This window comes from Clostridium sp. BIOML-A1 (genome assembly GCF_009874105.1).
Classification (GTDB): Bacteria; Bacillota; Clostridia; order Lachnospirales; family Lachnospiraceae; genus Coprococcus.
In genome coordinates this window covers 115,894-123,937 of the sequence record NZ_WWTL01000009.1, presented here as the reverse complement: position 1 = coordinate 123,937, position 8,044 = coordinate 115,894, and the positions used below count along the sequence as shown (strand labels likewise).

Below are 8,044 nucleotides of genomic sequence, written 5' to 3'. Positions count from 1 at the left end.
TCGTAAAGCGACCCCATCATACCCGTGCTGAGCATGTATTCTCTTGAAGCGTCCTCATCACCAGTGAGGCTGATTACGCTGTGGCGGTCTGTGTCCACGTCTATGTACAGGCTGCCCTCGCTGAGTCCGGATACCTGTCCGTACAGCTTATCACATCTCAACTCGTAGCCCGTGATACCCTCGCTCAAGTCTCTTACGGCTGTCACACCATATGCCTCAGCCGTCATTATGTCAGCCATATCCACCTGTGCGAAGTAAAGCCTGCCCGCAAGTGTCAGGAGCTTGCCGAGATAATCTGTGCTGTAGACATTTGTCTCGGTTACGCTGTCTGAGAGTGCAGAAGCCTCATCATATATTTCCTGAAGCTCTGAGGATGTGATGCTCTGCATGTCCAGAGTGACCGCGTACATCGAGCCAGTTGTCACATCGTTTGTCACGTCATGGCTGCCTAGAGCCGACGACAGTCCTATGGTAAATGTCTGCTTTGTCCCGAGGGTTATCTCGAGGTACTCGTCGCCCTCCGCTGTGACCTCGCCGTCCACATAGATGACAGGCTTCATGTACACCGCATAGGCGGGTACGTCGAATATACTGTCATAGCTGTCATATATGGCTTTGTCTGCATCCGTGGCAGGCTCGTATGCGAGCAGTACACTCTTGCCATACAACTCGGAAGCTGTGAAGCTTGTGAACACATCACCGTCTATGCCGAAGCTTACCTTGTCCCTGTCTGAATCCGGTATCTCAGCAAATATGACAGTCTCTCCGTATGTCGCATACTGCAGCGAAGCCGGAAGATAACTCTCTTCTTTCTGTGAGATAATACGTTTTCTCGTATACATGGAATCCGTGTCCATCGAACCGAGCTTTTCTTCCCATGTATCAAGAAGCGTATCCATCTGTGAGGCGTCCCCGGTCTCAGCAAGCTTCGCCACCTCATCATTGAAACCCGCATCATCGAGAGCGTCATAGATGTTGTCCACGTTCTCATATGACTTGATTTCTGTGTCCAGATCCAGCCATACAGAGCTGCCGGAAGCGTCTCCGGCTCCCCTGTAGTCCGTATAAGGTATGTAGGAGCGCACCCACACATGCTCCATGCGCACATATACAAGCTCGCCGTCAAGCGTAAGCTTTGTTACCGGTGTACCCGCTGCCGCAAGCACGTCAGCCGCATGCTCTGCCGTATCAGCTCCGGTAAGTGACACCGCCTGCTCAGGTGTGAGGTCTATGGTTCCCTTTACATACGCTGACGGATATCCCAGATATCTCAGCATGGCTATGAGAAGGCTTGCCTGATCATAGTCGTTGCCGCTCATGGCGTCGTATGTTCCGTTTGCACCCTTGCGGCTGCCGTGGTATGTCTCATAGCCTATGTTATTCTTTATGTAGTTGTATACTGCCAGCGGCGTCTTCAGCTCGTCAGCTTTCTCCTTTACAGTATCCAACAGTTCTGTCTCACTGGCAAGTGCGAGATACTCGGTTTTCTCGCTTTCATCCTCGGACATAACTGACGAAGCTTCAGGTGTGTCCGCGTCAACATTGTACTCAGCCGTTTCTGCCTCGTGTACAGGCTCTGTATCAGGTATATCCTCGCCGTAAGTCTCATACGTTTCATCAGCGCCAAGAAGCTTTGTAAGCTCATCCGTCTGCTCTGCCGCTGTCTCCATATCCCCCTGACCCGCCGACTCTTTTATTCCGGCAAGCAGTGCTGATGCCTCATCACGGCTCTCAGATACTGATTCATTGAACGCCTTCTCTCTTTCCTCATATACAGTGCGCGCCTCATCGTCCAGACTATCGCTCACTTCCTGCAGGGCGGTCTGCCATTCTTCCGCCGCAGTATAAGATGAGTCCAGCTGCCCGGACAGTGTATCGGCAAGCTCAATCACTCTGTCCGCATCGCCGCTGCTTACACTCTCCGAAAGCTGTGTCATGACATCGTCTGCTTTATCAGCCTCGTCTGTGACTGCTTTCTCTGCAGTCTGCCATACCGTCTGAATTTTGTCTGAATCATCCTGCGATTCTGTTTCATCTGTTGTTATTTCTCCGTTTTCGGTATCCGCATATGTCTGGGCGGTCTTCGTTCCGACAGAGGCTGACTCCTGTCTGCTTCTGCAGCCCGACAGCATACATACACACAGAGCAACAGATAATAACGTGCATACGCTGCGGTACCATATTTTTCCCTTTTTACATCTCTCTATCATCTTATTCTCCCTCCATGCGGTTCTGGTTGTAGTAACCCGCCTGTATAATTACCCTCTTTGCCACAACGCTTCCTATGTAATCGAATTTCGAGACATTTATCGTGACCGTTCCCTCCGGTGCGTATATCAGTCCCTCTCCCTCAAATGCCGTAGCCTGTATTTTTATGTCTCCCTTTTCCGAGCACAGCACGACAGGCTCATCCTCCGCGCCGCAATGTATCGTGTTTGCATTGAAAGATATGTCACCGCCGGACATCAAGCTTGCCGAAAGCGTCACGCTGTTACACCACGCGCCTGTAGTTTTCAGGCATATCGTCGGAACGATTATATCCGTGCTGTTGTACACTGCAATCTCCGTGAGAGGAGCTCCCTCAAGTTCCATATCATCCTTTATGTCCTGTGTATAATCCGGAACATCCAGAGGCTGTACGTTCTCCTGCATACCCGCGATATCCAGCACTCCGCCCGCTATGGAGAGGCTCCCTGCCGATGATGCCGTCCCGTTAAGATGTATCGTGCTTCCCTGAAACCTGAACGTCTCTGCCCCATATATATCGCCTGTAATATCCGCCTCGCAGCAATAGAGCTGCACTTCTCCATCTGTTGCGATAAGCGCCTGATCCAGACTCAGATATTCCTTCCCCTTTGGTATCTCTATGCTGATGACTGTCTCATCACTTATGTTGCCCGCATTGTCCACCGCGCATATGTGCAGATACACCGTCTGCCCCGGCTCATATGCGGTTAAATCATATTCGCTTAAATCAATTTTCAGTGTGCCGTCAGAAGCTTCCGACACCTCAGCCGCCGGCTTTCCTTCATCTGTCTTTTTTCTCAGCTCGTCCATAGGTTCTGTCGAATCACTTATGCCGGTAATAAATCCTCTCATGCCGGACAGTGCCGTGGCATCCACTATGTTTGATTCCACGTTTTCTCCGTGCCCTGAGCTTACAGCCTCCACATAGTACTGATAGTCAGTTCCCATATCCTCGGATTTGCATATAAATGTTCCGGTTTCACTCTCAGTTATATCCGGCTGTGTCGGTGCCGCCTCATCATAGAACGAGTTGTCCTTTGCCGATGTTTCGCTTGTAAGCTGCTTCAGATAAAACAGTGTGTTCGCAAAAACTTTTCTCTCATCATCAGTCGCCTGACCGTTGCTGTGTCCTGTCTGTATCATGGCAAGCTGGTTGTTTGTCACGAGATAGGCAGCTGTGGTTGCTCCTGTCTCCGAATCTGTGCTGTACCACGTTCCAAATTCCATCCAGACTGTTGAAGAAAGCGCTCCACCCGAATACTGTCCGAGAGTATGTGCACTCGGTATCTGTAATGTTCCTGACAGTTTCCACGGATAACTTGTGAGCATACCCGAGTTTACAACCCTCACTGTGCTGCTCGGCGTATAACTGCACCATGTTGCAACTTTAATGCCGAGATCATCTGCGAATCTTGCAAAATTGGGATGATAACAGCTTGATATACGAGCCAGTGTATCATGACCAAACATGGCTCCGCGTCCTGTATCAATAAAAGCCTTTGTCGCCTCATATCCTTTTTCCGAGAGATCCTGTCCGGCATTTGAATCGTATGTTCCAAACATCAGCACGTCGTACTTGTAATCTCCGTTTTCGTCCTTCAAATATTTATCCGGGTCCGAATTATAACTCCCTATGTATACCGTGTCTATGACAAACAGCCCTTTGCCGGCAGGCTCACCCGTGTCGCTCACTGTCTGCTCCATCCAGTTCTTCAAATAATTCTGCGCGGCATAGCACGGATAGATATTGAGAACCCTCACCTTCTCCGAGCCGTCCCACGTGGAACGCGTCTCCCATTCGCCGCCATTCATCTTCCTGAATACACGATATCTGTAAGTATCGTCATCATTGCTTATATCATTCCATGACAGATTAACTGAATACCCGATTCCTGTCGTCACATCAGCAGTGAGTGTGAGCTTTTGTCTCTCAGTCACATGTACGGAGAACTTAATCTCATCTGATGCAAGCACCTCTGCCTCGTCATCCACCGACACAATCTCTGTTTTCAGGATATATTCTTTCCCCTCCTGAGCCGTTGCCTCAAGTGCCGAATCAAGCGAAGCTTTCGTATTCGAGGCAGACAGTTCCATCTCCTTTGTGACAGATGCTGTCGCTTCTCCGTCCTCTGTGATGGTATACCGCACATTCATGGTCACATTCTGATTGGTATCATATGATATGTCAGTATGAAGCGACAGACTCTGTGTCTCTCCGGCTTCCAGCACATATGTATCAGTCTCAGTCTCCACGTTCGTAATGCTAAGGCGCAGTGTATGATAACTGTCTATCTCGTCAAGCAGAAGTATGTACCATATCGTGTCCGTGATATCCCCGTACACGCTTCCGTCGCTTCCCTGTACGGAATGAAGCTTCTCCTCGAAAGCATCCGCATCCTGTATCAGTTCTCTTCTGTACATATACATGGCAAGTACTGCCTGTTCGGCAAATGTATCCTCGGAAAGTTCCCCTGTGAATCTGTCCTGACAGTATGCGTCAAGTGCAGTCCACGCCGGTAAATCATCACACCCGCACATGGAGAGAATCATTCCCGCATACGCCGTCAAATACGGTGAGCTGTCAGATGCATCCGTGTACGCATACCCTCCGTCGCTTTTCTGTTTCCCCGCAAGGTAGAATGCTGCGTCTCCTGCCGTGTTGCTGTAATCTGCGGTCGCATCCGTCGGTGTAGCCACAGCCTGAGCGCATACCGCCGAAAGTGCAAGCACGGTGTCATAGACATCGCTCTCATATTCTTCTGTAAGACCGAAACCCCCGTCAGGATTCTGGCGGGACATGATATCAGAAAGCAGTGATTCTGCCTCTTTTGAATCTGCGGACATATACTCTGCCCGCGCGATATGCACCATCTCATCGGTATTCATATCCTTATGGCTGCCTTTCCATTTCTCAAGGAAAGTGCTGTCTGTCGGCTTTCCTTCTCTTCCGAGTATAGTCAGAGCGTTGGCTGTATCATTTATCAGGTCTGTATCACCCCAGCCGCTCACATCGTCTTTCTCGCCGACAAGCCAGCTTATCGCCTTTGTTTTATATGTACCAGTTTCCTCAGTCTCTTCCGCCGCCACAGTATAAAATGGCACACATTCAAAACACATGGCAATACACAAAAGCAATGCCAACATAGAAGAGAATATTCCACTTCTATTCCATAAAGATATTTTCCCCTTTAACATGATTTTTTTCCTTTCATTTGTTGCAAAATATATAATTGATGTTTACTTTCCCTTATTTTTTCTCAGCTTAATACATCCCATCACAAGCAGTGCTGATGAAATTAAAAATGCCATAACTATCGGCAGATATATGACCGATATTCCCTCATACAGTGTAAACACGGCTAATATCGTTTCAACCAGAACTATAATCCTTGTCCTTTTTTGATAAATTCTATGCTCGATATCATCGAGAGGCTTATTCTCCGTGCCAATCGGAGCAAGCAGCCATAGAGTCAGCACCGCGCAGAGCAGAAGCCCAAGCAGTATCATCTGTCCGTATGCCAGCCTGTTTACGGCATATACCGCAGTATAAGCTGCAAGCAGAAGCGAAACCGACATAACTCTGCAGCCCCATCTGGTCTGCGCATGATATCCTCCCGCGCTGCTCCTTATGGGATAAAGAAACACCCACAGCAGAACGCCCGAGAGGACATCACCGTAGCAGAAGCCGACAAGAACTGTAAATCCAAAGGCAAGCACGTTCTCCCTGATACGCTCAAGCCCATAGGCTATGATCTCCTTCTCCTCATCGGAGTCATATTCGTTGGTTACATATTCCTGCAATGTCTTCATCGGCTCTTAGAATTTGCGCAGCTTCTTGACTGCCTTTGGCTCTTTCGGCTGATATGCCCAGAAACAGCAAGCTGAGTTAGCTGCTTTCTCCGCCGATTTCTTTGCCATCTTGTTTACGAGCTTCTTTGCCTTGTTCATACTGCATCCCTCCTGTGATATATTTTGCTATTTTGATATTAGCCGTCTAAATCATAGCACATTTTTTTCTTAAAATTCGCCATATGTCATAACTAACAGCTTTTTTGTCATAACTCGTGTTTTTTTGCCAAAATCCGGTTCTTTTTGTCATTTGTAACTATCAAATAAGATAATTATAGTTGACTTTGAATTGAATATACTAATGAAAGGACAAACATGTAACATGACATAATCGTATTTTTTGTGAGGAATAAAAATGGTAATGGACATATCTGAACGTATCAGGGAATTGAGAGAAGTCATCGGTATAACCCAGAGTAATTTGGCAAGCGCACTTAACATATCTCGCTCAGCAGTAAACGCATGGGAAATGGGTACATCAAAACCCTCTATAGACACTCTTGTTGATTTGGCTGATTTTTTTCATGTATCTACAGACTATTTACTTGGAAGAAATGAATTGCAGCTAATTGAAATATCAGGAGTAAGTCCAGAAGGCGTAGATATTATTCTCCGTCTCGTCCATTATTTTTCTACGGAGAATTCAAAAGAAAACAATTAACAGAATATACTAGGAAATGACATGAAACCTTACACAGCATAATCATACCTTTTATAGAAACAAAATAGTCATTGACATACCTGAGCGTATCAAGAAATTAAGAGAAGCTGCAGGCATAACCCCAAGCAGCTTGGCAGACATCATTGTTAATTGAACAATATAACTCTGACTATGAAAGTATTTTCAGTAGCTTCAAACTGTATCTCACCATTATTTTGATTCACAACATCCTGTACACTCTGTAAACCCATGCCATGATTATACGAATCATCTTTGGTGGTAAGGAAATGTCTCCCTGATTTACGCAGTTTACCGCTGTAGCTGTTCTTTACCAGAATCCTCAATGTCCCTTTGTCCATATTGATTCTAACATAGAGGTATTTTTCTTCACTGGACTTTGCCGCCCTGACTGCATTGTCAAGCAGATTGCCCAGAACAATGTTGAACTCAAACGAATTACGCAATTCTTCCGGCAGACATATGTCCGTTTCAACATGAATTCCGTCCTTCTTTGCCAACCCAAGCATATAATTCAAAAGGCTGTCTGTCTCAATATTGCCAGATTCTGAAATTGCCCTTGAATTCTGCATATAGTCCGTCATGCTTTCTATGTATTTTAAAACCTCATCGCGCTTATTCTGCATGGTCAGAAGCTGTATCTCTGACAAATGATTCCTGATATCATGGCGCATGCGTCTTACTTTTTGTTCTGATTCAAGAATAATGTCCAACTGGTTTGAATATTCCTTGACATACTGCCTGAGAATTTGGTTCTCATATTTTTCCTGAGCGGATTCAAGAAGCATATTATACAAATACAGCACCAAGAAATTTATACATAAAAGTCCCAATCCTACTGCTATAAAGTCGCCTGATATATAATGCTTCATGTAAGCCATATACAAAAGTATACATATACTGATAATCGGCACAATTATCAGAGCCACGCTCGGCACTATCTGTTGCTCATTCCGGCTCTGCATTATCCTTCTCAGAAGACACATAAACACAAACATAATCATATCGACCATGACGAATGTCAGCATATCCAGTGCATCTCCTGATTTGTATGCCGGAGTCAGCAGACTTGTAGCAAGCATATCACAGCCCATGCACACAATAGTAAGTATTACAATAATAAAAATCACATATTTTCTGTTTCTGGAATACACGCACACGAGCGCACCTATGCCGAGAACATTACATATAAGATTAATCAATGATATATTAAGACAGATAAACAACGCGCTGTTTACCGCATAAAAAACAATACATACTCCTACAACA

Annotated in this window: 6 protein-coding genes; 1 reads left to right on the top strand and 5 read right to left on the bottom strand. The window is 46.2% G+C overall.

The window, feature by feature from the left end:
• The 4 genes from GT641_RS08935 to GT641_RS08920 all read right to left on the bottom strand — a co-directional run.
• Positions 1 to 2,210 (bottom strand): transglutaminase domain-containing protein (locus tag GT641_RS08935; protein ID WP_279282151.1); only part of this gene is annotated, 2,210 nt, incomplete at its 3' end.
• Position 2,211: 1 nt separating this feature from the next.
• A complete protein-coding gene (locus GT641_RS08930) occupies positions 2,212 to 5,442 on the bottom strand; it encodes a prenyltransferase/squalene oxidase repeat-containing protein (protein ID WP_161117335.1) in 3,231 nt (1,076 codons plus the stop codon).
• Positions 5,443 to 5,484: 42 nt separating this feature from the next.
• A complete protein-coding gene (locus tag GT641_RS08925; protein WP_008402849.1) occupies positions 5,485 to 6,057 on the bottom strand; it encodes an accessory gene regulator B family protein in 573 nt (190 codons plus the stop codon).
• A gap of 6 nt (positions 6,058 to 6,063) precedes the next feature.
• On the bottom strand, positions 6,064 to 6,195 hold the full coding sequence (locus GT641_RS08920) for a cyclic lactone autoinducer peptide (protein ID WP_008402847.1): 132 nt from the start codon (positions 6,193 to 6,195) through the stop codon (positions 6,064 to 6,066).
• Positions 6,196 to 6,451: 256 nt separating this feature from the next.
• On the opposite strand from GT641_RS08920, the gene GT641_RS08915 reads away from it, so the two are divergent.
• Positions 6,452 to 6,757 carry a helix-turn-helix transcriptional regulator gene (locus GT641_RS08915; protein WP_243104430.1) on the top strand — a complete coding sequence of 102 codons (306 nt, stop codon included), beginning with the start codon at positions 6,452 to 6,454 and terminating at the stop codon, positions 6,755 to 6,757.
• Between the two features lie 146 nt (positions 6,758 to 6,903).
• Here GT641_RS08915 and GT641_RS13375 read toward each other — a convergent pair whose 3' ends face one another.
• Positions 6,904 to 7,905, bottom strand: coding sequence for a GHKL domain-containing protein (locus tag GT641_RS13375; RefSeq protein WP_161117334.1), 1,002 nt, complete (start codon positions 7,903 to 7,905; stop codon positions 6,904 to 6,906).
• Between the last annotated feature and the right edge of the window lie 139 nt (positions 7,906 to 8,044).

Bases quoted from the DNA above. Each gene is read 5' to 3' on its own strand.
- GT641_RS08930 (WP_161117335.1), bottom strand. From the start codon at position 5,442: ATGTTAAAGGGGAAAATATCTTTATGGAATAGAAGTGGAATATTCTCT.
- GT641_RS08925 (WP_008402849.1), bottom strand. From the start codon at position 6,057: ATGAAGACATTGCAGGAATATGTAACCAACGAATATGACTCCGATGAG.
- GT641_RS08920 (WP_008402847.1), bottom strand. From the start codon at position 6,195: ATGAACAAGGCAAAGAAGCTCGTAAACAAGATGGCAAAGAAATCGGCG.
- GT641_RS08915 (WP_243104430.1), top strand. From the start codon at position 6,452: ATGGTAATGGACATATCTGAACGTATCAGGGAATTGAGAGAAGTCATC.